Here is a 24,582-nt window from a genome sequence, read left to right as displayed (position 1 = left end):
TCGTATATAATCAAGAAAAGAACAGAACGGAAAAATGAAAATTCTCGTTACCGGGGCAACCGGTTTTACAGGTCATAATCTCAGTAAAAAATTATTGTCGGACGGCCATGAAGTGAGATTGCTGGTACGGTCAGCTGCAAGGGTTATGCTGCCGGAGAGCAGCAGTCTTGAAGTCATTGAAGGGGATATCCGGGACAGGGGTTCAGTGGAAAGGGCAGTGGCCGGATGTGAAAAGGTTTTTAATATTGCCGCAATGTTCAGGACAGCCGGTTCCGTTGATCAGGATTACCGGGATATCCATGTCAAGGGCACCCGTTATCTCCTGGAGGCCGCAGTAGAAAATGGTGTTAAACGATTTGTGCATTGCAGTACCGTGGGTGTGCATGGTGATGTCAAGGAACCGCCTGCGCGGGAGGATTCTCCCTACGCACCTGCCGATATTTACCAGAGAACAAAACTGGAGGGGAGCTGTTTGCCCATGAGTTTGCCCGGAAAAATGATCTTGCCCTGTCCGTGGTACGCCCCACTGCAATATATGGCCCCGGTGACATGCGGTTGCTGAAGCTCTTCAAGCTGGCAGTTAAGAAGGTGACGCCTGTGATCGGAACCGGGAAAATATATTATCACATGGTCTATATTGATGATCTGGTGGATGGGTTTATTCTTGCCTCGGAAAGGGAGGAAGCAATAGGCGAATCCTTTATAATAGGCGGAGATGAAAATCTTCAGCTGAATGCCCTGCTCGATACAATTGCCCGTATAAACGGCAGTTCCGAGCTGAAAGTCCATGTTCCCGCACTGCCCTTTCAGCTGGCCGGCAGCCTCTGCGAGAAAATCTGTATTCCCCTGGGAATCGAACCCCCCATTTACAGGAGACGGGTCGATTTTTTTACTAAAAGCCGGTCATTTGATATAACCAAGGCCAAAACACTCCTTGGTTATACACCTCAAGTCGGTCTACTGGAAGGTCTGCGTAATACTGCTGAATGGTATAAATCCGAGGGTTTGCTCTGATAATTTATGGAGGTCAGACGTTAATCACCTTGTCGGCCAGTTGCATGGCCGTGACGATATCGAGCATGTTGGTGGTGACTCCCACCTGTTTTTTCTCCAGCAGCTCGAAGTGGGTCAGGCAGGTACCGCAGACCAGGATGGTCGTACCATTTCTTTCAAGCCTTTTCAGGTCATCCAGCACTTCCGAGGTCTCTATGGCCAACTTGACACCGCTGTTGACAAAAACAAGTTGCCACAGTTCCTCACCCATCTCTTCCAGGGTGCGCAAAAAACTGGTCATCAGTTTTCCGCCCAGTTCCCTGTCGCCGGAACCCAGGGAATCAGTGCCGCACATTACCATGATTTTCTGAATGTTGTTTTCTGCTGAAACGGGAGAGGTCGGTGTTTCAGTCTGTTGCGGGGGGCTGAATCCCGTGAGCCGGAAATAAAATAATCATCACCCTGTTGCTCGAGGAGGGTTTCAAAGCCCCGGGATTCCAGAAACCGCTGGACATTCTGCTGGGCGGCTGGATTATCAACGGTGACACGGATTGAGTCTGGTTTTTTTGTTTCCAGGATATTTTTTGTCTCAAGAACCGGGGTTGGACAGGCCAGGCCACGGGCATCAATCGTTTTCATTTTTTTCCTTGTTCTACTTGATTTCTATTTTTTCTTTCGGACCGGAGACAATTTCACCAATCTGTGCGACTCCTTCAACACCACCTTCCTTCAAGGCGTTCAGTAGTTTTTCCGCCTGGTTTTCCTGAACGCTGATCAGTAATCCTCCCGAGGTCTGGGGATCAAAAAGGATATCCTGAAGAGTTCTCGGTACCTGCGGATTGAAGGTGATCATCTCTTCCCTGAATGTTCTGTTATTATAGGCGCCTGCTGGAACAAAACCCATATTGGCAAAATCAATGGCCTCCGGGATAAGTGGAATATCACCTGAGTTGATCGTGACGCTGTTGCCGGAGCCGCATACCATTTCGGCAAGGTGGCCCAGCAGGCCGAAACCGGTTATATCCGTACAGGCACTTATGTCAAATTTTTCCATAATCTCACCACTTCTGCGATTCAGGGTCGCCATGATCCTGGTCACCCTGTTGCAGAGTTCCGCCGGTGCCATGGCGGCTTTGATGGCAGTGTTGATAATCCCTGTCCCCAGGGGTTTGGTGAGTATCAGCCTGTCTCCCGGCCGCAGATTTTTTTTGGCAAGAATCTTACGGGGATGGATGATGCCGGTGACGGACAGCCCGAATTTGATTTCCTTGTCTTCCACGCTGTGTCCGCCCATCAGGACGACTTCCGCCTCTTTCAGTTTGTCGATGCCACCTTCGATGATTGCCCGGAGAATGGAGAGATCCATCTCCTTTCCTGGAAAAGCCACCAGGTTCATAGCAGTTTTCGGGACACCACCCATGGCATAGACATCACTCAGGGCGTTGGCCGCGGCAATCTGGCCGAAGGCGAAGGGATCATCGACAATCGGTGTAAAAAAATCAACGGTCTGGATGAGGGCCAGGTCATCGCTGATTCGGTATATTCCGGCATCGTCAGCCCGGTCGAGACCGATAAGAACATTCTCATCGCTGGGAAAATCAATACCGCATAATGCCTTGTCCAGGTCCCCTGGAGCGAGTTTTGATGCTCAGCCGGATCCGGAGACGCTTTCGGTCAGCCGGATGGGTTTGTTGTGTTGTGTTGTCATGATTTACTGTGTTCTTTTGCGGTAGCTGGTCACAGGATTTGTAACTCTGTGTTTTCCCCTACCTTACCCCTGTAAGTGATCAGGGATGCCGTAGATTCGTGCAGGCGTGACTGCCCGCTATAGCCTACTATGCGGGCAGTTGCGACCGTGCGAATATGCGGTGCCCTGATCACTTACCTTTTGAGAGCAATGCGGCGCCCAGAGCACCAACCAGTTGCGGGTCATCGGGAACGAGCAGCTTCTGCCCAAGTTTTTCTTCGAGCAGAGTAATCATGCACGGGTTTTTTGCAACCCCGCCGGTGAAAACGATGGCTCCTTCAGGGCAGACACGGCTGATCATCGATGCGGCCCGTCGCATAACACTGGCGTGGAGGCCGAGGGCTATCTCATGCCTGTTTTCTCCTCCGGCAATAAGGGAAGTTACTTCGGATTCGGCAAAAACAGTGCACATGCTTGAAATAGAGAGTTCTTTTTCAGCGAGCAGGGCCTGTCTGCCAAATTCGTCAATGGTAAATCCGAGGGCGCCAGCCATGATTTCCAGGAATTTTCCTGTACCGGCCGCACAGCGGTCGTTCATCTCAAATTTTCTTATTTTCCCATTGGCAAAGAGTGAAATGGCCTTCGTGTCCTGACCACCAATATCCAAAATCGCTCCCGCTTCGGGAAAAAGTGTTTTTGCTCCCAGGGCATGGGCTTTGATTTCCGTGACGGTAGGAGCATCAAAAGAGATTTCAAACAGGTTGCGGCCATATCCAGTGGCCATGATTCTGTCAAAATCACACTGTTCTGTCAGTTTTTCCGCCTCGGTAATGGGATCAAACCCGGTATCGGCCTGAAGGGCGGAGACAATCTGTTCGTCTTCGTCCACAACCACCAGCTCGATGGAGCGGGAGCCGATATCAATTCCTGCAAAGTTCATGTGTATCTCCCTTGAAACTCAATCCAATTATCGGAGCTGTTCAATAAAGGCCTCAACCCTGGTTGTGAGTTGACCTGCATCTTCCATACTGTAATCGGTTTCAATACGCAGACAGGGGATACTCTCTTTTTCCAGGGCCCTTTCAACTGGAATGGCTTCCATCAGGTAGGGCTGGCAGAATTGCAATCCATAGTGAATGACTCCATCAGCCCTGTAGGTCTTTGACATCTCCTTGATATGGTCAATTCTTTCGCCGTTGGGGGTGAAGATGGCACAGTCAATCTTGAAATAACGGTCGATAATGGCTTCCATCATTTCATCCACTGAATTGCCCGAATCGTCGGTGAGGTTCCGACATCCCCGTTCACCGACACATGACTCCTCACCGACGATCACAGCGCCGCTCTGTTCCACAATTGCAGGAAGTTTCCAGTTGGGAACAGCCTGGGGGCAGCCGGAGAGCAGGATGCGCACTGTTTTTGCAGGAAAAGCACCATCTTTTTTCTGAACACGTTTTTCAAGCTCTTCACAGATAGCATTGACTGATTGAGTGAACCGGGCCGGGTTGTCATAAAAAAAGATCTGGTTGGCAAGAAGGGCATCCAGGCCGGAAATGGGAGCCGGATCATGCCTGCGCAGCAGGGAAAGCCGGTGGACAGCCGCACGCTTGGCGTTAACGGTACGGATCGCGTCTTTCAGCGAATCGGCAGTAATTGTAACTCCCGTTAATTCTTCCACCGCCTTTTTAAATCGAAAATATTCATTTTTCAGCAGCTCTCTCCCCTGTTCCGACTTAACCTGGGGCAGGTCCATGATATAAAGATTGTCCACCAGGCTTTTAAATGATTCATAACTTTTTTTCTTGCCGTCACATGTGTTTTCTCCAACGATCATATCAGCACTTTCAAGATACGGGCATACTTTACCGAGTTTAAAACCAAAGGAGGATTTAATCAGGGCGCAGGTGTTGCGGGGCAGCAGCTTTTCCACTTCGTCCGTGGCAAAATCAGCACCGGAACAGAGACCGATCAGGGTAGCATTGGCGGCCAGGGCAATTTCTTCTGGTACAAAAACACAGTAGGAACCTATAATTTTTCGACCTGTTTTCTTTTCCTCAAGCAGCTCCCTGATACGGAGTCCATGGACTTCACTCATGACAAAATCGAAATAGGACATGGTTTCAGGTCTGTCTTTCTGTGACAGAAAGATATCGTTATATGCCTGTGCCAGTACATTGAGGAGCGCATCATGCCCATCGAGATCCAGACCCAGCTCCATCCACATTGATTTGTAATCTTCACCCATTTTAAATTCCTTACAGTGGTTTATAAACAGCCCCTCTCTGAAAAGGGCAACTTCCGAGCAGACAATAGTATGGGTAAATCGGATAAGTCAAACAGGAAAAACCGATATGTTCGCCGGTTGTCATAGGTAATATCAATACTCCGCTTTTCCCGCAGCCGGTTGAATGGTTTTGAATTTTTTCTCCAGAAGGAGGTAGGCCAGGATACCGTAAAAAAGAGCGAGGAGGATGAGCTGGGTGACAAGAGGGGTAATCTGATGAAAAGTGGCTCCCATCTGGTTGAGCATGACAAAAGCCTTGATTGCTGGAACTGCAGGAACAAACTGCATCAGCAGGAGAACAGGAAAGGGAATGGCTTCCCGGGGCCAGATAAACCCGGATCCAAAGACGATGGGCATGGAGCTGAGGAGAATCACCAAGGTGGCCAGTTCCCTTCGTGGCAACACTGTGGAAAGTGCAATACCGAGAAAAGTTGCGGACAGCAGAAAGGGCAGGTTGAGCAGGGTAAGCCCGGAGATATTCGCCAGGCGTGGAATATCGTAGAGTTTAAAGGCCGGACCGTAATAGTAGAGGGAGAGCAGAGTGTAAATGACAAAGAAGATAATGGTGCGAACGAGCAGAAGTTTTGCAGGAGACGCAGAATACCAGTAAATGGGTTCCCCTTCAACCGCCAGCTCGTTCTGGGTGCCGCCGAGAATACCAACTCCCATAATCAAAGTCTGGTGGAGGATCAGAATAAAAACCGCCGGAATGACATAATTGACATAACCTCCCGCCTCATTGAACAGGGCATGGAGTTGCAGCCTGACACTGCTGTACTGGTTTTTTGCCAGTTGCAGGGGCGGCCTGAAACAAGCAGCCGTTTTATCTTGACCTGGGCGGCAAGGGTTTTTCCGGCGCTCATCATTCCCTGGAGAACGGTACCGTAAACCAGGAAATAACTGGCATCTCCGGCGTAAGCCAGGGTAGGACTCCTGCCCTGAAGCAGGTCCCGGTAAAAATGGTTGGGGATCACCAGGATTCCAGCAAGTTTTTTTTCGAGCATGACGTTTTTGGCTTCTGTCAAACTATGGGCCTGGTGGACAATCTGTACCTGCGGAGTTGCATCCACCATGCGGGCGAGGTTACGGCTGAGTTGGCTAGCATCCAGATCGACCAAGATAGTTTTCTGCTCCCGTGGCAGTTGCTTTGCATAGGGTAGCGGGTAGAGAAAACTGTAGAACAGGACTCCACCGAAGACGGTGAGCAGCAGGGCAGTGTTTGTGAAGATGGCCCTGAGTTCCATTTCAAACAGTTTTAACAGGGTCATGTTCCGGCCTCCGTGACAGGTTCACTTTTCATTGTTTTCACTGCCAGGATCACGGTCAGCAGCACCGGGATGATAAAAAGCAACAGGTTCTCTATCTGGGGTTGTGCCTGGAAAGGTGGGGCACCGTAGTTGATTTGGGCGATCTGGATGTCGATATAGTGACTGACCGGCAGCAGACTTCTCCAGATTCGTGCCGGCAGGGTCATGTCAGTGGCCGGAAAGGTGACTCCCATAAAGGCCAGGCCGGGAGCCGCGTAGGCCGCGGCCAGTCCAAGGCTGCGGGCCGGATCACGGCTGAGAAAAAAGATAAGAGCCCCCATTGCCTGGCAACTGAGAACTGTGAGGAGCTGGCAGAAGACAAGAAAACCGGGATCACCATGCATGGGCCAGCCTGCAGCGGACATGGCTAGAAGAAAGAGCATCCCGTGCAGCCAGAAGAGCAGTGTGCAGGGGCGAGTTTTTTGAACAGGGTAGCGAGTGGATTGGGGGCAAGCCAGTTGGCAAGTCCCTCTCTGCGCAATTCCTTTGCGATGGTAAGAACACTGGTCACCACAATAAAAATCTGCCAGATTGCCGGGATAATGGCAGAAAGAAGAAACTGGGCATAGTTGTTGTTGCTGTTGAAAAGTGGTGTCATCTGGCTGGAAACCGGAACGGCTGCCGCCATTGCCTGACCCATAACCACCATGTTTGAACTGAGATTTTTCATGACCTCTACCCCGGCCACTGCAGTTGCGTGTGCCTGGAGCATCGCACTTTTCACCAGTTTGCCGATTAGCAGAAATTGGCTGTTATAGTATCCGTCAACCTGGGGAGCGTTGCCTCGAATTGTATTCTTCTCCATATTCGGGGGCATGATAATCAGACCGTAGATTTCTCCGCTTCGCATGGCGGCAATACCTTTTGCGGGCGAGGTATAGACGTGCCTTACGGCCAGGGTCGGGCTGGCGTCATAATACCGGGCCATGGTACGGGAGAGACGACTGTGATCCAGATCAACGATACCCATGGGCAGATCCCTTGCCAGGCCATGGGAAAAGATCGCATAGACTACCAGAGAAATTGTCGGAAACAGCCAAGTCACCAGGGAGCAGAGCCAGGGATCAGTGAGGAGCAGCCGCCATTCGGAAATTTTTTCAGGTTGGAAAATTTTCATTGTACCAGATCACTGATGAGTACACTCATGCCGACCCGCAGGTTGTTTATCGGTTCAACGGGACGGGCTTCAACTTCAAAAGTCCGCATATCAAAGCCCTTGCTGGTATTGGTTGCTCGCCAGGTGGCGAAATCGCCCATTACGGCAACATGGGTCACTTTGAAGGTGTATATCCTGTTTGTTCCCAGGGCGGGAATTTTTGCTTTGAATGCTGTACCCTTGCTGAATTTATAGAGGATGTCTTCCCGGATATGGAAAACAGCCCAGCTGTCCGCCATGTCAAGAAGTGTTACTACCGGAAATCCCCTGGGAGCCAGTTCTCCACTCCTGAGAAGGATCTGGGCAACCTCACCGTCATGATGACTCCTGATCCGGGTGTCAGCTACATAGGCCTCAACTTCCGCCACTGCTCCCGCAGCCATGCGGGCCTTGCCGGCTGCCGCCTTTCTGGTTTCTTCTCTTGCACCTTCCTTTGCCATTTCATAGAGCTGGCGGGCCGCGTTTTCGGTATAGCGTGCAGCCTGCAGTTTCATGTCAATTTCATCTCTTTTCTGCTCGGCGACAACGCCACCCCTGTAGAGGTTTTCTATGCGTCTGTAGGTTTTTTCCAGGAGTTTTCGGGCGGCTTTTGCCTGTTGCCACTTGTCCCGGGCAGCTGCGATTTCCTGGGTCCGGGCACCTTTTTCCGCTTTTTCCGCCAGGGCGTCAGCGGCCTCTTTTCCGGCTTTTGCCTGGGTCAGTTTTGCCTCTATTTCCGGACTGTACAGGGTAAAGATCAGTTGTCCTTTTTTTATGAGATCACCTTTTTTCACCATGACCTTATCAATACGTCCCGGCACTTTTGACGAGATACTGTATTGCTGTGCCTCGATCTGTCCCTGGATAATGACCGGGGGAGGCTGGTAGGCAATCCAGAAGCTGTAACAGAGCCAGCCGGCTGTGGCGGCCGCGATTAAAGTCAGGAAAAATATCTTGATAACACGCATGGTAAAATCCTTCAGGGTTGAACGGAATGTTGATATACGGGAAACTGGTCAAGCTCTCCACTTATGGCCAGCAGCTCCGCCAGTCGGGTTACATAGGTATAGGCGGCATGGGAGCGTCGGTTTTTTACACCAGCCACATAGAGCCGCGCATCAACCACGTCAAGGGAGGTTGCCAGTCCTTGGTCAAAGGCCTTTTCACGCAGTTCGAGTGTTTTTTCGGCGAGTTTCAGGCTTGAGGCAAGGCCGTCGTATTCTGTGATAGCCTGTTTTGTCAGTCTGTATGTTTTTTCCACAAGTATGGACAGATCCTCTCTGGCCTGTTTCTGCAGGGCTTCAACTTTTTTAATGAGGCTTTTTGCCGCCAGTCGTTTTCCCCCTCGTCCGGTTCGTTCAAGAAGAGGGACCTTTACGGCAAGACCGATGAACCAGTCGGGCATCAGTTTACCAGCGAGACTGTCCTCTTCGTAGAGATTGTAATTACCGAGGAGGGCCACTTCCGGATAATATTTCCCTTCTTCCACGGCGACAAGGTCGTTTGCCATTTGTTTTCTGGCCTCCAGGATGGACAGTGCCGGATATCCGGTCAGGGTTTTCTTTATAAAAGTATCGAGAGCGGGAAGATCCCTGTTAATGAACAGGGGACTGGTCGGCTGGACCAGTGATTCCTCCTGAAGCAGACTGGTCAGGGCTGCCTGGGCAATGCGCAGATTGGAAGCCGCTTTTTTTCGGTCCACCTTTGCCTTGTCATGGGATGCTTCTGCCTGGAGTTGTTCCACCTGGGCAATCTGTCCGTTTTCAACCATGAGTTGTGCATGGTGCAGGTGTATCTTCAGGCTGTTTTCAACTTCCAGGCGGGTATCGAGGAGCTGGCTGAGCATGACCACTCCAAAGTAGCGGCGACAGAGTTCCCGGAACTGGGCATACAGTTTCAGCTCATGCTGTTTTCTGGCTTCGGAAACGGAAGCATCGGCAATATCCTGGGCTGCCGTGATTCTTCCCCCGTGTAAATCGGCCAGAGGAGACTGAGGCTGCTGCTCTTGATTTCACGATCACTGATGGTGGAGGTAAGGCCATGTTGCAGGGCTTCTGCGGAAAATCCCATGGCTTGCCCCAAAGCACCAAACTGTCTTTCGAGGGTGGAGCCGGCCGGCATACTGTCCAGGATATCATCGGGACTGAGCTGAATGTTATCATCCAGATAGAGATACCCTGCCTTCAGATTGACCTGGGGCAGGTAGAGATTTCTAGCGGCGTCCTGTTTGTGAGTCGCCTGGTCGATATTTGCCTGTTCCGCGTGGAGAATGCTGCTTTTTTTTGTCAGTTGCCTCCAGGCATTACTGAAATCAAAATCCTGTGACACGGCTGGTGGACAATGTATGCAATTGACAAGAAAGAACGAAAATGCCAATGTTGTTATTCCGTAATATCGTAGTGATATTTTCATGATAAATGTATTCTGATCAGGACCATTGTAATATAGAATTTAATTTTTTGCGACTATACGTTTACGGAAACGACAAGTCAAGAGTGAACAGTTCAGACTAACACCTCACAAAGGAGTATAAGTGCCATGGAAATAAACTTAAATATTTGATTTTAAAACACCTTCCCTGGTTCTTGTTTTTATGACAGGAATTCAGGAGTAAAGCACTAAATAGATTTTTTATAAGGTTAAGGTTTTTAGAAAAAAAAATGTTTCGGACAATACCTTGATAGGATAATCTGTACCTTTGTATTTTGACAGTTATAAAAATGAATTTGTTTTTTCGGGAGTGATTATGGCTGAAAAGAAAACTGCTTGGGATGATATTCCTTCTCTTGACGGACTGCAGGTTGACTGGGAATATAAACCGGAAAACCCTTTGGGCAAAAGGGCACATAAAAGAATGAAGGATTTGGAGCTCTACCCCATACTCGACGTTAAATCTATTCCCGTAAAGGTTGTAGCAGGCAATTTTGACGAAAAAGGGAAGCTGGTTGACCTGACTCCTTTCGGGCTGGCAATACGGCTGGATTCTGAACTTGCAGAAGATAGACCGGCGAAGGTTGGTTTTTTCCTTGGCAGACAGAAAATTCTCTCCAGAACAAAGGTAAAATATTCCCGTAAATGTGGCGAACAATATATTACCGGCATGTCTTTCGAGGGACTTGAAGAGGAGTATCAGGATTTTATTAAAGGAATTTTTGCTTCAAAGATATCCGGGTTGGATTGATTGTCAAAATCCTGCACTTCGTGAATTGCAGGATTCAGGTGTCATTTTCCGGTGCAGGCAACAGAAATATCATCATTGCTTACATGGATAGAAAGAGTATATTGAAAATGAAAATAACATGACAAAAGATCACTTTATCGTGCATATTTGAAATTTTTCCTACTGTAAACTGAGAAAATCCCCATTGGACCTGAAAAGTATCATGGGAAAAACCATTCGCCCCCTTTATTTTTTTTTGTTTCTTTTGACCATCTTCTATCTTGTCCAGATAATACCTCCTGTGCAGGGTGAAGAAACTGTTCCTACTCTCGGGCAGGAACAGAAATCTTATGTTCCCGGTCGGTTATTGATGTTGGTTGGCAAAGGCAGGGAGGGGAATAACAAGGCGCTTCTTGAAGAACTCACCGGAAAATATCATCTGGTAGTTGTCGGGAGAAAGAAATTGCCGCAGTTTGGAAGGGAGATTGTTCTTTTTTCCACCTCGGGAGATATGGAGGCACTCAGCCGACGAATAGGAAAGGAATACAAAGGGTTGCAGGTTCAGCCGGATTATTACTATTTCACTCTGGGTTCTGTTGACGAGGATCTGAACAGGGAAACTGTACTGGATTTTTTGAATATACAGACCAATGCTACCGGCAGAGGTGTCCGGGTTGCCGTAATTGACACAGGAGTGGATGTGAATCATGAAGATCTTTCCTCTCACATTGTTACCCATGCCAATTATGTTGAGGATTCAGGGTACCGACCTGAAATTCACGGAACGGCTGTTGCAGGAATTATCGGAGCACTGTCCAATGGGAGTGGAACAGCCGGTATTGCACCGGAAAGTGAACTGATTGCCTTGCGGGCCTGTGAACAACTCTATGAGGACAAAGCCCTGGCACGCTGTTCTTCCTCCTCCATTGTGCAGGCCATTGACGCGGCAGCAAGCCAGGGAGCAGATATTGTCAATATGAGCCTGGGGACCAGTTTTTCAGATCATATTGTTGCCACGATCCTCGATGACCCTGCTGTGGGAAATATACTCTTTCTGGCACCTGCAGGAAATGATGCCGGACTGACCGCACTCAGTTTTCCTGCCTCTCATCCCCGTGTCATCAGTGTGGCCGGAGAACTGGAGGATGGTAGCCTGGTGCCCAACAGTCGGGTAGCATCTCTGGCAGATCTCATCCTGCCGTCTCATTACGTTCTGGCAACTCTGCCGGGAAGCGAAATTGGCTTTATGACCGGGACTTCCATGGCTTCCGCAGAGGCATCCGGATTATTTGCCATCCTTCACCCCGATCCGAAAACTGTTGCTTCATGTCGGGACAAAACCAGTCTGGTTCTCTGTCTGGTAGGGCTGGAAAAGTAAAATACTGCCAATACAACCTGAATCAGGCATTGTCTCGTTCTTCAGGATTGAAATTTCGGATTCTTTGTTTCTCTGCAGGATATGATTTATTTTCAGTTAGTTAGAGTTTATTTTGGCGTCCGTGTCTTTGATGTTTTGCGCTTCTGATTTAATTGCCGATTATTGGTTTTTGGCTGCATTCTCATTTACCAGCATGGCCTGAGTAAATTGATGGATGCTTCCATATCATCACTATCAATTGGAGTTGGAAATGATACGATTACACATTCTATTGCTTTCCCTGGTTTTTTTTGGAATCCAGTTGCCTGATTTTCTGCTGGCCGCAAACCTGCCGGATCTTTATCAGATGGTGAATCCCGCTGTGGTTGATATCGTGGCGATTTCCATGGACGAGGTGGCGGTGTCTGCCGATGAAGACCAGAAAGTTGCCAGCGGAGATAGTGGTTCAGGGGTACTTATTGATGACAAGGGTACTATTCTGACAGCCTCCCATGTCATTCAGACAGCGGAAAAAATCAGAGTAACCTTTCCTGATGGTCAGAGTTCTTCTGCCGAAGTTGTGGTGTCAGTGAGCTGGGGAGATGTAGCCGTTCTTCGTCTTACAGAGGAGATTAAATTGCCCAGACCCGTGATACTGGCCGATTCTGATAAAGTTCGTATTGGTGATAAGGTTTTTGTGGTTGGCTCACCCCTTGGCTTCAGTCATTCCCTGAGTGTAGGTTATATCAGTTCTCGTTTACAGACGGGAGCTATGCTTGGGGCCGGTAGCATGGAGGTCTTTCAGACTGATGCCGCCATGAATCCGGGAAATTCCGGGGACCTCTGTTCAACATGGATGGGGAAGTTATAGGTATTGCCAGCCATATCAGTACGGTATCGGGAGGTTTCCAGGGGCTGGCGTTCGCTGTTACCAGTAATCAATGTCTGGATCTGCTTGACCGGGCCCAGACCTGGTCCGGAATTGAAGGAACAATTGTTCAGGGGCGTCTGGCTCGTGTTCTCAATGTTCCCCAGGAGTTTGGATTGTTGGTGAAGAGGGTTTCCGGGGTATCCTGGGGTGGTAAGATTGGCTTGCATCCCAGTAGCCTGAAAATGACCATAGAAGGGGAAGAGTTCAGCGTGGGAGGGGATATTATTCTGAAAATTGGAGAAATGACTGTGAATGATGAACCCGATTTTTTTAAAAAACTGGGTGATTATACATATGGTTTAAGTCAAGCAGGAAAAAAATTGAGTGTCACGGTTTTGCGTGCAGGTCGGATTATTACTCTGAATGAAAAATGAAGAGAGTAGAATAAGTTATTGCTGATTACCAGTGAACTCAGTGAGCCTGGAGATGTACCTGTTTTGCCAGGCTGGCCTATGGTCAAAAAATTTTAAAAATTCAAATTGACAGGAGGAAGTACGAGTGTGACAGAGTTTCGTGCGTACTCAGGGGGATTATTTGCCTTGTAAAATTGTTTGGATCTGGTTTTCTTTATGTAATATTAAATAATTATCAATGTGTCACTGTATTGTATTGTTTTTCGGGATATATTAATATGACAGGAAATTCAACAGGAATAACAGTTTAGTTAGTGCTTGTTAACGATGAAATGGTGCACTATTGCACCGTGATTTTTTGTGGCCGTAAACCACGGCTTGAGGCGCATAGTTGTGTTATGTGCTTAAGTTGTAGCGAAGCAGGCGCGAAAAAGGACAAGTCGTATGCGTCAGAGCAGCGTTGACGCGACACTGGTTACTTGGTGGAAAAAATGGGAAAAACAAGGACCTTTCGAGTTATAAACAACAGACTTCAGTTCCGTTGTCCCGGTTGTGGAACAAAGAAAAATATCACTGTTCCCCCCAGTTTGCGAAGAAGAAACATCCGATGCCATCGATGCGGAGAGGTTACCAGGTGTGTGTTTAACCGGCGAGCTCTTCTACGGGAGCTCCAGACTGGAAAGGCTGTTCTTGTTACAAATTCCGGTAGGGAACTGGATATAAATCTTTACGACATTTCCCCGCGGGGAATCGGCTTTGAGATGGCGGTCGGGGCAGCCAGAACCAAAGTAGTTTCAGTAGGAGATCAGATCCGTCTTCGTTGCAGCTGGAACCAGAGACTGCTTGGTGGGGGACGGTTTGTGGTTCAGAATATCAAGGGACAGCGGGTTGGTGTGAGAAAGATGGTTGTTAATATAATATAGCATACCTTGCCCAGTGAACTCTTACTGCTTTATTGTTCGCTGCATCTCAAGGAAGAAAGGCCATTATTTCACTGTTTTTCTGATGAAGGCAGGTTATATTCGGATTTTCAGAAATGTGCCTGTTTCCGCATTTCTCATGAACATTGTGTCAATTTTGGGAAAATCTGTAGAATACAAACTATTTTTCTATGCTCCTTGAACTCGAACATAAAATCTCATTTCTGGACAGACACCAACTATCAGTGATTGAGAAAAATTTACACAATATTCATCAAAAGTCAGTTCTTGCGGGTTACAGGCCACGCTGAAAAATAAAAATATTCGGATTATATGAGAGAAACATTTTTATTTCACCTGGTGTTCCGGCTGTATCATTTTCTGTGGATTTGTGTCCTTCCCTTTCTCATTCGTTCGCACAGGTTAAAAGAGGGATGTGCAGAGCGCACCCTGAAGGAAGTCCTTTTTTCCCGGGTGGATCTCTGGATTCATGCAGCTTCTGCAGGAGAAGCCTACCTGGCGGGCCAGATCGTTGCCGGACTGGATGATACGCAGGAATTGGATATTCTTATTACCACTAATACCTTGCAAGGTAAGGAAATACTGGAGAAAGTGGCAGGTGATCAATGCCACAGGGTTACTGTTGCCTATATGGTTTTTGACAGCCCTCCGCTGGTTCGCAAAGCTGTAAAAATTGCAGATCCAAAACTGCTTGTCCTGATTGAGTTGGAGATATGGCCCGGACTTCTGGCTGAAATGAAACGTGCAGGAAAGAATTATATCATTGTCAACGGTCGTATGACTGAAAAAAGTTCCAGGAGGTACGGGAAGATCGGTTTTATCTGGAAAAGACTCAAGCCAATGGCAGTTCTGGCGATTTCGGAAAATGACAGGATACGTTTTGCCGATCTTTTTGGTCTTTCTTCCCGGCAGGCACAGTATATACCTAACCTTAAATTTGATCGTATTGAAACTTATCGTTATTGGGATGAACATGATGAAAAAAAAGACATGTCCCTGGTGCTGGCTTCAATAGCCCGGGAGGAGGAAGATGATGTCCTTTTTCTGGTAAAAATGCTTTTGCAGAAATTTCCGGAGCTTCTTGTTCATCTTTTTCCCCGCCATATGCACAGGGTGCAGGATTGGATGGAACGGCTTGAGAAGAATAATATCAATTGGATTCTTCAGTCTTCAAAAGCGGATTCAGGAAGCGCTTCTGTGGTTATAAGGGATGTTTTTGGAGAACTGGCGGATGAGTATCGCAGGGCGAATGCGGTTTTTGTCGGAGGTAGTCTGGCCCCCATTGGAGGGCAGAATTTTATTGAGGCTTTCATGAACGGGGTAGTTCCTGTGACCGGTCCGTTTCTCAATGATTTTTCCTGGGTTGGTGAGGAGGTTTTTCGGGAAGGTCTGGTAAAAAAAGGAAACAACAGGGAGGAAGTTCTCGGTCTGCTGGTGGAGGCTCTTGAAAAGCCGATGGATAAAAATGTTCTTGGAGAAAAAGTGAATAGATATATTGCCAAAAAACAGGGTGGAACTGAGATAACTTGTCAATATATCAGAACTTATTTGAAATAGTTCTGAAGTTTTCACCTGTCCGGAAAAATGTCAGTGAGTGCCGCTGGGAACTGGCCAGGAGAACAGCGGCAAGAAAGGCGAAAAAATGTCCCTGCTGGGAGTCGTACAGAAATGAATTGAGCAGACACCCGGTGGCCATACTGATTACAACTCCCTGCAATAGCCAACCGTCCGGTCTGACCATCTTTGATGATTTCAGCAGGGCAAGAAAGAAAAGGAGCAGAAAGAGAAAGAGCCCGACGCTTCCGAGTTGTACGGCGATAAAAAGGTATTCGTTATGGGGATTATCAGTTCGCTGGACACCGGTTCCCTTGATAAGTTTGTCATGGGCTACTGCAAAACCGCCTGTTCCATAACCAAAAAGCGGCTTTTTCTGAAACAGTGTGACACAGTCAATATACCAGTCGAGTCGCATGCCCATGGATGTCCGGGAGCATCCGTGTTCATGTTCGTAGGCACGGACTTCGGCAATGGCCTTGTTTATCCGAGAAGAAATATTGTCTGAAGAATAATAGAGTGCTGAACAGAGTCCTGACAGAATGAGAACAGCAGCTATCTGCATCCTGAACGAGAAACGCTGGGTGCAAAAGAGCAGACCGAGTACGATCAGGACAAGCATGCCGATTCTGCCTGGAGCCACATAGCTGATATTGGCCAGAGCTGCAAGAGTGACACAGAGCCAGAAATATCTGTATTGCTTTGAATCAGCGGTGCGATGGGCCGACCAGAAGGCAAGGAGGGCCATAAAAAACGAGTGGGTAATGTGATAGACCAGAGAATTACCGTATCTGTCCGACGGGATGATTCCAAATTTCATGAAAAATGAAACGAGCATCAGGAAGATACAACCAGCGATAAAACTGTTGATTGCATTTGATTTTGCCCCGGGCCTGCCGTCAAGGAGTGAAATAACAATGGGCAGGAAAAGAAGTTCTCTGTATTTTTTTAAATTACTTAAAGCGTCTGACAGCTCTGCCGGTGAGTAGAGCAACCCTATGATAAAGAGGAAAAAAAGAAGAAGGGACACCAGTGCTGTTGGATAGTTTTTCAGTATCTTCGGGAAATTCAGAAATCTGCCGGACAGGAACCAGAAGAGCACAGCCATGGTGGAAAAAAGGGCGGTAAAGGCTGTTGAAAAAGGAATGAAGAAGCAGGTTGCAATGACCGAAAAAATACTTGCGCGGTTGAAAAAGGAAATCATCGTAGTCTGGCTGAGAGAATGTGCATGAGATCTTCACGGGACAGCTGCACGGGATTAAACTTGTTGGTTGAGGCGAAAGTAATTTTTTCCAGGTCAGTGGAATTCATGCCGAATCTATCAAATGTCGGCAGTTCAAACAGATCGGTCAGTCGAATCAGTTCGTTTATGAAAAAATCCTGGTACCAGTTGTCGGTTTTTGTCGATTCTTTACTGAAAATCCTGCCAAGGTTGGAGAATTTTCGCAGGGCTGTCGTTTCCGTATCCGTTTTTGCTGTAGATTTCCTCAGTATGTCAAGGGTTGTTCTGTTGGTTATGGCCATGAGGGTGCCGCAGGCTGTTCCGTGGGGAATATCAAGAAAACCTCCCAGGGTACCGGCCAGTCCATGAACGGTTCCCAGTCCCGCATTACTCAGAGCGATTCCGGAAAGCAGGGTGGCATAAGCCATGTCCGATCTGGCCTCAAGGTTTGAACCATCTTGAAACACAGTCTCAAGGGACCTGGCTATGGAGCGGATACCGTCAAGCGAAAGACTGTCGGTCAGGGCAGAAGCACGGGTGGAAAGATACGCTTCCGTCAGTTGGGTAAAACAGTCCATACCGCAGGTCGCAGTAAGAGAGGGGGGACAGGAGAGGGTCATTTCCGGATCCACGAGAGCCAGGTTCGGGTAATAATTTTTGTGGCGCAAAGATTTTTTAAAACCTTTTTCCGCAGATTTGATTACTGCATTGTTTGTTGTTTCACTGCCTGTTCCGGCAGTAGTCGGGACCGCAATAAACGGCAGTTTACGGCCTTTCGGTTTTTTTTTACCGACTCCTTCAAGAAAGTCCATGACCGGTGCCTGTTCAACAAGCATGGCAGAGATAGCCTTGCCGGCATCCAGCACACTGCCACCGCCGATTGCAATGACCATATCCACATGGTTCTGAAGTAATCGGGATACGGCTTCGTCAATGAGAGTAGGGGTCGGTTCGGAGGAAACCTGTATGACTGGAGGCTTGTCGGGCCCGAAAATATCAGTAATTTCTGCCTTGATCTTCTGCCAGGTGTGTTGTCTCGAAAGAGAGGCTCTGCCAAGGACAAGAGCAGGTCTTTTACCGTAAGATTTATAGAACTCAGGCAGGTCAGACAGTTTTCCAGGGCCGAAATCTATCTGAGGTACAGGGAGACATTGAAAGGAAGAAACCATTTTTCTGCCGAAAAAAGTTTTACGGATTCTGGGTGTTTTTTAAATCTTCTCTGATTATCCATGAAACTCAGCCAATTTGGAGATGCTGCAAGTTTGCCGGGCTGAGCTCTGGACGGAGTCACAAAGTGAATTATTCTACAATACCTTTTGCGATTCTTTTAGCAACCGGAATTTCCCAACAATTCTTTATTTTTTTTCTACAGAGCAAATTGTATTTCTCCAGGTAATTAAGAAAATACTTGACTGGCAGGGCTGATTCTGCTATCAAAAAATTACAGGCAGTATTTTTTTATAATTACCTTACTCATGGTTTAAATGAACTCACTTCTTTCCACCATCAGCGTCTTTTATTCTGCAGTGCTGGTTCTCAGTGTGGTGGTCGTGGTCCGAACGGTTGAAGGCGGAGTGCCATGAGGGGGTAAGTCCAGTAAAATTAAATAATTAAAACCCCCGTCGGCGCTTCGCCGGCGGGGGTTTTTTGTTTTTTCCTCCGCCTGAAAGTCGACGGGATGAACAACAGGAGGAGAAAAACATGGAAACTATGAATGGAGCTCAACTGATAATCAGGATGCTGGAGCGTCAGGGCATAGACATCATTGCCGGAATACCCGGTGGGGCCAACCTTCCCCTTTATGATGCGTTGCAGAAAAGCCGGAGCATCCGGCATATTCTCTGCCGGCATGAACAGGGTGCCGGCTTTCTGGCACAGGGAATAGCCCGTTCCACCGGAAAGGCCGGGGTCTGTTTTGCTACTTCCGGGCCTGGTGCCACCAATATCCTGACGGCCATTGCTGATGCATATCTTGACTCGATTCCGGTAATCTGTATAACCGGTCAGGTTCCGGCATCACTTATCGGTACGGATGCTTTCCAGGAGGTTGATACTTATGGTATGAGCATTCCAATTACCAAGCACAACTACCTGGTAAGGGAAGTCGGGGAACTTCTGGAGATCATACCGAAGGCTTTTGAGCTTGCCCTCTCGGGACGTCCGGGACCTGTATTGATCGATGTTCCTAAAGATGTACAGACAGCGACAATAAGTTTTTCTTCCTGGCCGGAACCCGGACGCAGGCTGGAGAATCCAAGTGCTGATAATGATCAGCTTCGGGCTGCTGCTACTCTTATCAACCGTGCCAGGCGGCCGATTCTCTGTCTCGGGGGCGGTGTTATTCTCGGGGAGGCTGCAGGCGAAGCGCGGGCACTTCTGGAAAAAAGCTCTCTGCCTGCCACCATGACCCTTCTTGGTCTTGGCAGTCTGCCGGAAAATCATCCCCTTTCCCTGGGAATGCTGGGGATGCATGCGGCCCGTTCAACCAACATGGCCCTGCAGGAGTGTGATCTTTTCATCGCTGCCGGAGCCCGTTTTGATGATCGGGCGACCGGCAAAATTGTTGAATTCTGTCCTGACGCTCATGTTATTCATATGGACATAGATCCCAGTGAAGTCTCAAAATTAAAGAGTGCCAATGTGGGACTGGTTGGAGATGTCAAGGAATCCCTGCGGGCTCTTCTGCCCATGGTTGAACCAAATGAAAGAACAATCTGGCGTAACCAGATAGAGGTTCTGCAGGAGATGTATCCCATGACTTCACCGGAAGCCATAGTTCCAGAAAAACCGTATGGCCTGATCCTGAAGATTTCCGAGTTGATGGGGGAAAACTGTTTTGTGGCAACTGATGTGGGAAAGCACCAGATGTGGACCGCTCAGGTTTATCCGTTGCAGAGACCGCGTCAGTTCCTGACATCCGGCGGGCTCGGTACCATGGGATTTGGTCTGCCGGCAGCCATCGGTGCTGCCCTGGCCAATCCCGATAGCCAGGTTGTTCTTTTTACCGGTGACGGCAGTCTGCAGATGAATATTCAGGAGCTGGCAACCGCTGTTGAGCAGCAGGTAAATGTAAAAATTATAGTAATGAACAACAGGTCGCTGGGACTTGTCCGTCAACAGCAGAATCTGTTTTATAATCAGAACTGTTTTGCCTCTGATTTTCAGATTGATGTTGATTTTTCGGCCATTGCAAAAGGGTTCGGCATGAAGGCCTTTCATACCGGTCCTGGTTGCAATTTGCCGTATCTGTTGTCAAAAATATTAAATGAAAAGGGACCCTGCCTGATAAATGTGCCCGTAGCCGTGGAGGAGGAAGTCTATCCGATGGTACCTCCGGGGGCGGCCAACAGTGAAATGCTGGGTGGATTTAATGCAGAGAATGTCAATCGCAAAACGAGGGAAATATCATGAAAAAAGCTGTTACAGTATTGGAATTGACGGTGAATAATCATCCGGGGGTCATGTCTCATATCTGCGGTCTTTTTTCCCGCAGGGCGTACAATCTGGAAGGAATAGTCTGTGTTCCGGAAAAAAGCGGAAAAACAAGCCGCATGTGGTTGCAGGTAGTGGAACAGGTGAAGCTTGACCAGGTTATCAAGCAGATTCAGAAATTACCCGATGTTCTGCAGGTGGAGAAACACGGAGCGGAACATGAGGCTTTTGATGGCGTCAGGTCACTGGTTTAATCAGACAGGTGATGTTTTTATAAAATCTCATTCCTGGACAGACACTAACCCGCATTTCTCATGAACATTGTGTCAATTTTGAGATTAGCTATAGAATACAAATAATTAGCCTACTATCAGTAGTCGAACAAAATTGACACAATGTTCACCCAAGGTCAGCCCAGGCGACGCCATCTTCTGCAATATTTCAACAGTAAATATAGGCCACTATTATTTACTGTTGAAAATTTTGTAGCTGACGCCGCCTGAACTGATGAAAAATGCGGGCTAATGAGGCAGGGTTTTCAGATAAAAAAATTCCTTTTTCTAAAAACTGTTTTGAATTACGGAACAATTACAGGTATAAGTAGTTTGTTCGGATGGACGCCACCTTACGTCCGTCCTGAAGCAGATTTTATTCCATGAATTCAGCAATTGGAAAATCAGCAATTCGTCGCTGTTATTTTCCATTGCTGCCGAGCCATATGGTTCAGCTGCACCTCAGGTTCGACGACCTGAGTTGATTCACTGTTTCCGTTTTCGGCGTCTTATGCAGGTAACGGAAAATCCGGTTAGTCCGGGTTGATGGGAGATCGGGGCTGACTGTAAAACGTAAAGGAGGAGGAGTTTATGAAGAAGAGGTTAATTGCCGCAATTGTATCCTGTTCCGCCCTGCTTGTTGCAGGTGCGGCCCTGTCTGCCGATACGATCAAGATCGGTTACAATATTCCATTGACTGGAGATATCCCCAAGGTTGGTGAATCATCCAAGTTTTCTGCAGAGATGCTGAAGGCTGATATCAATGGTGCCGGCGGGTTGGAAGTTGGTGGGAAGAAGTATATGCTCGAGTTCATTTATGAGGACAATGAAGCAAAGGCAGAATCCGCGGTAACCACAGCCCTCAAGCTTATCGACAAGGATCAGGTTCTGGCAATGATTGGACCCAATTCCAGTAAACAGGCTGTTCCAGCCGGTCAGGTTGCCGATGACAATCAGACCGTAATGGTTTCTCCCTGGTCAACCAATCCTGATACCACTCTGGATCGTCCCTGGGTCTTCCGGGCTGCATTCCTAGATCCTTTCCAGGGACCTGTTGCCGTTAATTTTGCCGTTAAAACCTTTAATGCCAAAACTGCAGCGGTTCTTTATGACCTTTCCAATGACTATTCGAAAGGTCTGGCTGAAATATTCCGTGATGTTTTTGAGAAAAAAGTCGGCAAAGGTTCCGTCGTGGCCTTTGAAAGTCATGGCACCAAGGACCAGGACTTTTCAGCGCAGTTGACCAAAATCATCAGTGCCAAGCCTGATTTCATCTTTTTGCCTGACAACTATAATCAGGTGGCTCTCATTGTAAAGCAGGCCCATCAACTCGGATACAAAGGTGAGTTCATGGGCTCTGATGCCTGGGGTTCTTCCGAACTCATGACTCTCTGCGGAGATGACTGCAAGGGTCTTCACTTTTCCACTCATTACGCCGCCGCAGGAGCAACCGGGGCGACCAAGGAATTCATTGACCGGTATACAAAAAAATACGGTTATGTGCCTGATGATGTTGCTGCCCTCACGTGGGATGCAACCAGGATTGTTCTCAAGGCTATTCAAAATACCGGCGGTCTTACCGGTAAATTGAGAAAAGATCGCAAAGCGGTACGGAAAGCCATGGCGGCCATCCCTACTTTTGACGGTATAACCGGCAGCATGAAGTTTGATGACCAGGGAGATCCTGTAAAATGTGCTGTTGTCGTTAAGATCAGTGACTCCGGTGCGTTCGAATTCGCCGAGTCCGTATGCCCTGAGTAACAGCCATCCTGTCGATGTGTTTTTTCAGACATCTCTGACCGGAAAAGGTCCGGTAGATGCGGTTTTTCCACCGCATCTACCGGATCGTATTTTACCCGAACAGTGCATGGGCCGGTTCGGGGTTTTCGTTTGCCTGTCTGTGGTGTGACGCATCGGTGCAGAGACTCGCAACCTGATCTTTTACTGCCTGCAACAGGGCGGAACAACAAAGTGCAAGAGGCGCTTCATGTTAGAAAGTATTATTCAAAATTTAATCAATGCATTGCAGTGGGGAAGTTTTTATGCCTTGATTGCACTCGGCTATACCATGGTGTATGGAGTGTTGACTCTTATTAATTTTGCCCACGGCGATGTTTTCATGGTCGGAGCATATATTGCCTTTTTTCTGGTAACCTTCATGCTGGGTGTTGTCGGGCTTCCAGGATGGGTCGCTTTGGCCCTGGCCATTCCGTTGACCATGATCCTGACTGCTGCTGTGGGGGTTTCCCTTGAACGGATAGCCTATCGGCCACTGAGGAGAAAAGGGGCACACAGGCTTTATGTTGTCATAACCGCGTTGATGTGCGGATTGATTCTTGAAAATGCCAACCTCGCCATTTTCGGTGCAAGCAGAAAGGCTTTTCCGGAGCTTATTCCCGTACAGGTCTATACTGTTGGTGGAGTGAGTTTCACCAATTTGAAAATAGCGGTTATCGTCACTGCCATTCTCTCCTTTTTCATTCTGCAGTGGATTGTAACAAGAACCAAAGTGGGCATGGCCATGCGCGCTATTTCCTATGACAAATTTGCTGTACCACTCATGGGTATTCCCATTGATAATATTATTGTTATCACCTTTATTCTTGGTTCCGCTTTTGCAGGTCTGGCTGGGTTGCTCTTTGCCATGAGTTACCCCATTCTTGAACCGTATATGGGTGCACTCATCGGATGGAAGGCATTTATTGCCGCAGTGGTCGGCGGAATTGGAGATATCAGGGGGCATTTCTCGGAGGATTTCTCCTGGGAGCAGTTGAAATTCTGGTGGTGGCTGTTTTTCCATCCACCTATCGAGACCTGCTCGCCTTTACTGTACTACTGGTTATTCTGTCAATAAAACCGACCGGTCTCTTTGGCATCGCCAAAACCACCAAGATATAAAGGAGATGCCAATGAAATCAATATTACAACGATATTCCGTGCATCTGCTGCTTGTTCTTTTCGGCGGAATCATAACATATTTTGCCTATCAGGAGGCCATAGGCCTTTATGTGCTGTCGGTAATGATGTTCATGGGAGTCAATATTATTCTCTCCACCAGTCTCAACCTGGTAAACGGCAATATGGGGGAATTTTCCTGTGGCCATGCCGGATTCATGTGTGTGGGGGCTTATGTTTCATCCATCCTCGGTGTTTTGCTGTTTTCTAAAGATAAGGTTTTTGGGGCACCACTGCTGGATCCCGGACTTGCCATCTATTGCTTTCCCCTTCTTATTCTGGTTGGAGGGATTGCGGCCGCTGTTGCCGGTCTGCTTGTTGCCCTGCCTTCCTATAAGACCAGGGGAGATTACCTTGCCATTATTACCATTGCCGCAAACTATATTATTATCAGCCTCATTGAAAACCTGGGTGTTATCGGTGGTTCCCGTGGATTTATGGGGATGAAGAAGGTTGTTAATGCCATGGGGGATACAATTGATCTGCCATGGATGGTTATCTGGGTCTTTCTCTTTACAGTTTTCACTGTCTGGATTCTGCGACGATATAATTCTTCCACCTTCGGCAAGGGGTATCAGCTATCTGTCAGGATGAGGTGGCTGCGGAAATAATGAGTGTAAACACCAATAAAATAAAGACGATAACTTTCATGCTTTCTTCCGGACTGGCAGGGATTGCCGGTGGTCTTTTTGCCTATATTATCGGCTATGTCAATCCGGGTAGTTTTAATATTCTGAAATCAACCGAGGTTCTGGTGATGGTTTATCTCGGTGGCATGGCTTCACTTTCAGGTGCAGTTATTTCGGCGATATTTTTCACTATTTTATTGGAACTGCTTCGTCCCTTGCAGATTTTGAAGTGGGTTATTATCCCGCTTATTCTGATAATAGTCATGCAGTTTCGTCCGGAAGGCATTATGGGGAATCGGGAGCTTTCCGATATCTTTCCAAAGCTGAAACGTTTCTATCGGTTTAAATAACTATGCAGACAAATACACCA

At 47.9% G+C, this 24,582-nt stretch carries 20 protein-coding genes and 5 pseudogenes; 12 read left to right on the top strand and 13 right to left on the bottom strand.

Annotated features, from left to right (window positions below):
* The first annotated feature begins 34 nt into the window (after nt 1-34).
* Nucleotides 35-1,014, top strand: a pseudogene (locus tag LO777_RS21245) (NAD-dependent epimerase/dehydratase family protein).
* Nucleotides 1,015-1,027: 13 nt separating this feature from the next.
* Here LO777_RS21245 and yedF read toward each other — a convergent pair.
* The 11 genes and pseudogenes from yedF to LO777_RS16505 all read right to left on the bottom strand — a co-directional run.
* Nucleotides 1,028-1,354, bottom strand: a complete 327-nt coding sequence (gene yedF / locus LO777_RS16550; protein ID WP_228854948.1) for a sulfurtransferase-like selenium metabolism protein YedF — start codon at nt 1,352-1,354, stop codon at nt 1,028-1,030.
* A complete protein-coding gene (locus LO777_RS16545; protein WP_228854947.1) occupies nt 1,348-1,632 on the bottom strand; it encodes a sulfurtransferase TusA family protein in 285 nt (94 codons plus the stop codon). The genes yedF and LO777_RS16545 overlap by 7 nt, the downstream gene beginning before the upstream one ends.
* A 13-nt stretch (nt 1,633-1,645) precedes the next feature.
* Nucleotides 1,646-2,701, bottom strand: coding sequence for a selenide, water dikinase SelD (gene selD / locus LO777_RS16540; protein WP_228854946.1), 1,056 nt, complete (start codon nt 2,699-2,701; stop codon nt 1,646-1,648).
* A gap of 169 nt (nt 2,702-2,870) precedes the next feature.
* Complete coding sequence (locus LO777_RS16535; protein WP_228854945.1) at nt 2,871-3,620, bottom strand: acyl-CoA dehydratase activase; 750 nt, start codon at nt 3,618-3,620, stop codon at nt 2,871-2,873.
* A 27-nt stretch (nt 3,621-3,647) separates the two neighbouring features.
* Nucleotides 3,648-4,925 (bottom strand): double-cubane-cluster-containing anaerobic reductase, encoded by a 1,278-nt coding sequence (locus LO777_RS16530; RefSeq protein WP_228854944.1) that lies wholly within the window; start codon nt 4,923-4,925, stop codon nt 3,648-3,650.
* A gap of 132 nt (nt 4,926-5,057) precedes the next feature.
* Nucleotides 5,058-6,232: pseudogene (locus LO777_RS21240) on the bottom strand (ABC transporter permease).
* Nucleotides 6,229-6,654: an ABC transporter permease gene (locus LO777_RS20235; RefSeq protein WP_268907469.1), complete on the bottom strand. Its 426-nt coding sequence runs from the start codon at nt 6,652-6,654 to the stop codon at nt 6,229-6,231. The pseudogene LO777_RS21240 and the gene LO777_RS20235 overlap by 4 nt, the downstream one beginning before the upstream one ends.
* Entirely contained in the window at nt 6,639-7,388 is a 750-nt protein-coding gene (locus LO777_RS20230; RefSeq protein ID WP_268907468.1) for an ABC transporter permease, read from the bottom strand. The genes LO777_RS20235 and LO777_RS20230 overlap by 16 nt, the downstream gene beginning before the upstream one ends.
* Nucleotides 7,385-8,374, bottom strand: a complete 990-nt coding sequence (locus LO777_RS16515) for an HlyD family secretion protein (RefSeq protein ID WP_228854943.1) — start codon at nt 8,372-8,374, stop codon at nt 7,385-7,387. Before LO777_RS16515 ends, LO777_RS20230 begins: the two co-directional genes overlap by 4 nt.
* A gap of 11 nt (nt 8,375-8,385) precedes the next feature.
* Nucleotides 8,386-9,108, bottom strand: a complete 723-nt coding sequence (locus LO777_RS16510) for a TolC family protein (RefSeq protein WP_228857406.1) — start codon at nt 9,106-9,108, stop codon at nt 8,386-8,388.
* A pseudogene (locus tag LO777_RS16505) lies at nt 9,106-9,818 on the bottom strand (TolC family protein); the annotation flags it as partial. The pseudogene LO777_RS16505 and the gene LO777_RS16510, both read right to left, overlap by 3 nt.
* A 334-nt stretch (nt 9,819-10,152) precedes the next feature.
* Between LO777_RS16505 and LO777_RS16500 the strand changes: the two are divergent.
* From LO777_RS16500 to LO777_RS16475, 6 genes are all read left to right on the top strand, one after another.
* On the top strand, nt 10,153-10,587 hold the full coding sequence (locus LO777_RS16500) for a PilZ domain-containing protein (protein WP_228854942.1): 435 nt from the start codon (nt 10,153-10,155) through the stop codon (nt 10,585-10,587).
* 202 nt (nt 10,588-10,789) lie between these two features.
* Nucleotides 10,790-11,944 carry a S8 family serine peptidase gene (locus LO777_RS16495; protein ID WP_228854941.1) on the top strand — a complete coding sequence of 385 codons (1,155 nt, stop codon included), beginning with the start codon at nt 10,790-10,792 and terminating at the stop codon, nt 11,942-11,944.
* A 250-nt stretch (nt 11,945-12,194) separates the two neighbouring features.
* A complete protein-coding gene (locus LO777_RS16490) occupies nt 12,195-12,794 on the top strand; it encodes a S1C family serine protease (protein WP_228854940.1) in 600 nt (199 codons plus the stop codon).
* Complete coding sequence (locus LO777_RS16485) at nt 12,776-13,228, top strand: S1C family serine protease (protein ID WP_228854939.1); 453 nt, start codon at nt 12,776-12,778, stop codon at nt 13,226-13,228. Before LO777_RS16490 ends, LO777_RS16485 begins: the two co-directional genes overlap by 19 nt.
* A gap of 470 nt (nt 13,229-13,698) precedes the next feature.
* Nucleotides 13,699-14,130 (top strand): hypothetical protein, encoded by a 432-nt coding sequence (locus LO777_RS16480; RefSeq protein WP_228854938.1) that lies wholly within the window; start codon nt 13,699-13,701, stop codon nt 14,128-14,130.
* Between the two features lie 330 nt (nt 14,131-14,460).
* Nucleotides 14,461-15,705, top strand: coding sequence for a 3-deoxy-D-manno-octulosonic acid transferase (locus LO777_RS16475; RefSeq protein WP_228854937.1), 1,245 nt, complete (start codon nt 14,461-14,463; stop codon nt 15,703-15,705).
* On the opposite strand, the gene LO777_RS16470 is transcribed toward LO777_RS16475, so the two are convergent.
* Together LO777_RS16470 and LO777_RS16465 are read right to left on the bottom strand one after the other, a co-directional pair.
* Nucleotides 15,686-16,906 (bottom strand): O-antigen ligase family protein, encoded by a 1,221-nt coding sequence (locus LO777_RS16470; RefSeq protein ID WP_228854936.1) that lies wholly within the window; start codon nt 16,904-16,906, stop codon nt 15,686-15,688. The genes LO777_RS16475 and LO777_RS16470 overlap by 20 nt on opposite strands.
* Nucleotides 16,903-18,093: an iron-containing alcohol dehydrogenase gene (locus tag LO777_RS16465; RefSeq protein WP_228854935.1), complete on the bottom strand. Its 1,191-nt coding sequence runs from the start codon at nt 18,091-18,093 to the stop codon at nt 16,903-16,905. Before LO777_RS16465 ends, LO777_RS16470 begins: the two co-directional genes overlap by 4 nt.
* Before the next feature lie 532 nt (nt 18,094-18,625).
* Between LO777_RS16465 and ilvB the strand changes: the two genes are divergently transcribed.
* From ilvB to LO777_RS21235, 5 genes and pseudogenes are all read left to right on the top strand, one after another.
* Nucleotides 18,626-20,335, top strand: coding sequence for an acetolactate synthase large subunit (gene ilvB, locus LO777_RS16460; protein ID WP_228854934.1), 1,710 nt, complete (start codon nt 18,626-18,628; stop codon nt 20,333-20,335).
* The gene (gene ilvN, locus LO777_RS16455; protein ID WP_228854933.1) at nt 20,332-20,610 is read left to right on the top strand and encodes an acetolactate synthase small subunit; all 279 of its coding nucleotides are present in this window, start codon (nt 20,332-20,334) and stop codon (nt 20,608-20,610) included. The genes ilvB and ilvN overlap by 4 nt, the downstream gene beginning before the upstream one ends.
* 609 nt (nt 20,611-21,219) lie before the next feature.
* Nucleotides 21,220-22,389 carry an ABC transporter substrate-binding protein gene (locus LO777_RS16450; RefSeq protein ID WP_228854932.1) on the top strand — a complete coding sequence of 390 codons (1,170 nt, stop codon included), beginning with the start codon at nt 21,220-21,222 and terminating at the stop codon, nt 22,387-22,389.
* A gap of 226 nt (nt 22,390-22,615) precedes the next feature.
* Nucleotides 22,616-23,526 (top strand): annotated as a pseudogene (locus tag LO777_RS16445) (branched-chain amino acid ABC transporter permease).
* An 11-nt stretch (nt 23,527-23,537) separates the two neighbouring features.
* Nucleotides 23,538-24,562 (top strand): annotated as a pseudogene (locus tag LO777_RS21235) (branched-chain amino acid ABC transporter permease).
* Nucleotides 24,563-24,582 lie beyond the last annotated feature (20 nt).

It is taken from the genome of Desulfomarina profundi (genome assembly GCF_019703855.1).
Lineage (GTDB): Bacteria > Desulfobacterota > Desulfobulbia > Desulfobulbales > Desulfocapsaceae > Desulfomarina > Desulfomarina profundi.
This window is presented reverse-complemented; position numbering and strand designations above follow the sequence as displayed.

Coding starts and splice junctions, on each gene's coding strand:
- yedF (WP_228854948.1), bottom strand. CDS start 1,354: ATGGTAATGTGCGGCACTGATTCCCTGGGTTCCGGCGACAGGGAACTG.
- LO777_RS16545 (WP_228854947.1), bottom strand. CDS start 1,632: ATGAAAACGATTGATGCCCGTGGCCTGGCCTGTCCAACCCCGGTTCTT.
- LO777_RS16535 (WP_228854945.1), bottom strand. CDS start 3,620: ATGAACTTTGCAGGAATTGATATCGGCTCCCGCTCCATCGAGCTGGTG.
- LO777_RS16530 (WP_228854944.1), bottom strand. CDS start 4,925: ATGGGTGAAGATTACAAATCAATGTGGATGGAGCTGGGTCTGGATCTC.
- LO777_RS20235 (WP_268907469.1), bottom strand. CDS start 6,654: ATGCTCTTTCTTCTAGCCATGTCCGCTGCAGGCTGGCCCATGCATGGT.
- LO777_RS20230 (WP_268907468.1), bottom strand. CDS start 7,388: ATGAAAATTTTCCAACCTGAAAAAATTTCCGAATGGCGGCTGCTCCTC.
- LO777_RS16515 (WP_228854943.1), bottom strand. CDS start 8,374: ATGCGTGTTATCAAGATATTTTTCCTGACTTTAATCGCGGCCGCCACA.
- LO777_RS16500 (WP_228854942.1), top strand. CDS start 10,153: ATGGCTGAAAAGAAAACTGCTTGGGATGATATTCCTTCTCTTGACGGA.
- LO777_RS16495 (WP_228854941.1), top strand. CDS start 10,790: ATGGGAAAAACCATTCGCCCCCTTTATTTTTTTTTGTTTCTTTTGACC.
- LO777_RS16490 (WP_228854940.1), top strand. CDS start 12,195: ATGATACGATTACACATTCTATTGCTTTCCCTGGTTTTTTTTGGAATC.
- LO777_RS16485 (WP_228854939.1), top strand. CDS start 12,776: ATGGATGGGGAAGTTATAGGTATTGCCAGCCATATCAGTACGGTATCG.
- LO777_RS16480 (WP_228854938.1), top strand. CDS start 13,699: ATGGGAAAAACAAGGACCTTTCGAGTTATAAACAACAGACTTCAGTTC.
- LO777_RS16475 (WP_228854937.1), top strand. CDS start 14,461: ATGAGAGAAACATTTTTATTTCACCTGGTGTTCCGGCTGTATCATTTT.
- LO777_RS16470 (WP_228854936.1), bottom strand. CDS start 16,906: ATGATTTCCTTTTTCAACCGCGCAAGTATTTTTTCGGTCATTGCAACC.
- LO777_RS16465 (WP_228854935.1), bottom strand. CDS start 18,093: ATGGTTTCTTCCTTTCAATGTCTCCCTGTACCTCAGATAGATTTCGGC.
- ilvB (WP_228854934.1), top strand. CDS start 18,626: ATGGAAACTATGAATGGAGCTCAACTGATAATCAGGATGCTGGAGCGT.
- ilvN (WP_228854933.1), top strand. CDS start 20,332: ATGAAAAAAGCTGTTACAGTATTGGAATTGACGGTGAATAATCATCCG.
- LO777_RS16450 (WP_228854932.1), top strand. CDS start 21,220: ATGAAGAAGAGGTTAATTGCCGCAATTGTATCCTGTTCCGCCCTGCTT.